The organism is Eudoraea sp. (assembly GCF_049665975.1).
Lineage (GTDB): Bacteria > Bacteroidota > Bacteroidia > Flavobacteriales > Flavobacteriaceae > Eudoraea.
On record NZ_JBATGR010000432.1, the window covers coordinates 1 to 3,178 of the forward strand.

The following is a 3,178-nucleotide window of genomic DNA, read 5'->3' on the forward strand; positions in this document are numbered from 1 at the left end:
CCAAAATATTTCCATCAGCATCCTTAGTACAACTCTCAGCTTTTATAATATAGGCATTTTTAAGACGAACTTCGCCTCCCAGTTTTAATCTAAAAAATTTCCTGTTCGCTTCTTCTCTAAAATCCTCTCTTTCAATATATAACTCTTTAGAAAAAGGAAGTTGACGAAAACCGGCCGATTCATCTTCCGGATTGTTTTCTGCCTCGAGCCATTCTTCTTCGCTATCAGGATAATTCGTAATTACCACTTTTAAAGGGTTCAAAACAGCCATTACCCGGGGGGCGATTTTATTGAGATGTTCTCTAATGTGAAATTCCAAAAGTGAAACGTCCACAACATTCTCCCGCTTGGCTATCCCAATGGTCTCTGCAAAATTCCGGATAGATTCCGGGGTAAACCCTCTTCTGCGCAAACCCGATATAGTGGGCATTCTAGGGTCGTCCCAACCATTTACCAACCCTTTTTCCACTAATTGAAGTAATTTACGTTTACTTACAACAGTATGGCTTAAATTTCTTCGTGCGAATTCACGTTGCTTTGGTCTTACTTTTTCCGGATCCGTTACCTGGTCTAAAAACCAATCATATAGTTCTCTGTGAGGAGCAAACTCAAGAGTACATAGAGAGTGAGATACCTGTTCCAAATAGTCACTCTCCCCATGAGTCCAGTCATACATTGGATAAATACACCAATCGGTATTTGTTCTGTGATGTGCACGTTTCAGGATCCGATACATAATGGGGTCTCGCATTAACATATTGGGTGAAGACATGTCTATTTTCGCCCTCAGAACATGGGTTCCCTCATCATAAAGGCCATCCTTCATGCCCTGAAAAAGACGAATGTTTTCTTCAACAGATCTGTCTCTGTATGGGCTATTAACCCCAGGTTCTGTGGGCGTTCCCTTTTGTCTGGCCATTTCCTCGGAAGTCTGGCTATCAACATAAGCCTTACCTCTTTTTATAAGTTCCACGGCCCAATCATATAAGGATTGAAAATAATCTGAGGCATAACATTCTATGTCCCATTTAAATCCCATCCATTCGACATCGCGTTTAATAGCGTCTACATACTCCTGTTCTTCCTTAATGGGATTTGTGTCATCAAACCTAAGGTTTACTGGCGCATTATAGCGAAGTCCAAGACCAAAATTAAGGCAAATAGAGCTCGCGTGGCCAATGTGTAAGTAACCATTTGGTTCTGGAGGAAACCGAAATCTTAAAGCATTAGAAGGAAACCTGTTAGCCAGGTCATCTTCAATAATATGTTCTATAAAATTAAGTGATTTAGGTGATTCACTCATGAATTTAATTTTGAAGCACAAATGTAGGAAAAATGAGGGTATGACCGCCAATAAAAGATCCTCACCATACAATAACCTGATTTCACAACATATTTAATTGGTGCTACAACATTAAATTCCTGGCCAGGTAATTAAATGACATATTTGTTGTTAATACACTGGTAAAATTCGAGTAAAACTTTAACAACGCATGTAAAACGAAAAAAACAACGAACGCCTATACGGTTTGCCAAAACCCAAATCCAGTAAGAGGTAAAACTGTAGTTCCCCCAAAACTACACTACTTATGAGAGCAAAACTATCCTTTAAAATCAAGTATTTCTTTTTGACCATACTGCTGTTAGGATGCATGCAGCTCAGCGCACAGGTTTTAAATGCTCCTGTTGCAGCACCTAACCAGACACCACCACCCGGAAGTTCTCCCTGGGATAAGGCTTGTGCCTCCGGTTCTTTTAATGACTACTGGGTAAATTTCACCTGGAGTCCTCCGCTAGTTAACGGTGATAATGAATTTATTCTTGAACTATCAGATGCAAGCGGGAGTTTTGCAAGTCCGGTAGAACTTGCCAGAGATGCTACAAAAAACACAAATTTTGATTTCTTCATTCAATTTGCACTCCCAACAGATACCAGGGGTGAAGGATATAAAATGAGAGTTAGAAGTACAAGCCCTGCCGTTATTGGCACGGCTTCTGTTGCATATCCAATGTACTATATCGATGTAAATTCCGGTCTTACTATTAGACAGCAAGGCAATGCCGACTTTGGAGACGGTACGGCTGAAGTATGTAACGGGAACTCCATTACCCTTGAGGTATATAATCTTCCGAATGCAAATACCTATCAGTATAATTGGTATAGAAGCGGATCGCCTTTGGCCGAAAAGAGCCAGTCTATAACGGTTTCGCAGGCAGGAATGTATAACGTAGAAATTGATTATGGCGCATGCTCCGGTTCTGGGAATACCCTTTCCAATATTATTGATGTAACCACAGGTGCCAGCTTAGGAATAGCTATTAACCCCCCGGCCAAAACAGATTTGTGTGCTGGTGAAACTGAAAATCTTGAAGCAAACATAAATAATCCCAGTTTAACGTATACCTGGTTTAAAGATGGTACGGCCATTCCTTCGTCTGATAATTATATTTTTACTGTAGATGCTTCTGTACCCGGGTTTGAAGGTGATTATCAAGTTGAAATTTTTGGTCCCGGAGCTTGTGTAGAAAGATCTTCGGCTGTGACCATCACTAATGCCGGGAATTTTACGGTAACCAGGGATAATCCGGCCAACGTGGTTGTTTTACCCGGACAAAACGAAACATTAAGCGTAACCACTAGCGCTTCTTCTCCAACTTATCAATGGTATAAAGATGGTAGTCCCATCGCAGGCGCAACAAGCAACAATATATCTGTAAGTGAAACAGAAACCGGTTCATATTTTGCGCGTGTTTCTCTAAGTGGAGGGCCTTGTTCTTCAACCTCTATAGATTCTGAAACTACAACGGTAGTCACTCCGGCTTCTTTTGAGGTCATAATTGATTATGCTTCTACCTATGCGGCTTGTACGAACAACAGTATTGTTCTGGATGTAACCACCATCAATGCTATAGATTCGGGTGGAGGGGTTACTGATGTAACTGCTTCCCTTATTTCAGCATTTACATATCAATGGAAAAAAGATGGTAGTCCTTTAAGCGGAGAAACTTCAGCCAGCATAAGTTTAACTGACATTACTGAAAATGGAAGTTACGAAGTAGATGGCAATATCACTACCTATAATGCAACCTCAAATTCTTTGACCGTTCAACTTTTGGTAAATGAGACTTTAACTATTAACAGTACAGGTCTTATTAGTTGTGGTCCCTCAGAACCAAT

General features: G+C 40.6%; 2 protein-coding genes. One reads left to right on the top strand and one right to left on the bottom strand.

The window, feature by feature from the left end; all coding sequences use genetic code 11:
- A partial coding sequence (gene glnS / locus WBN20_RS14230) for a glutamine--tRNA ligase (protein WP_424282166.1) occupies window positions 1-1,303 on the bottom strand: 1,303 nt, incomplete at its 3' end.
- Window positions 1,304-1,589: 286 nt separating this feature from the next.
- Here glnS and WBN20_RS14235 point away from each other — a divergent pair.
- A partial coding sequence (locus WBN20_RS14235) for an immunoglobulin domain-containing protein (RefSeq protein WP_424282167.1) occupies window positions 1,590-3,178 on the top strand: 1,589 nt, incomplete at its 3' end.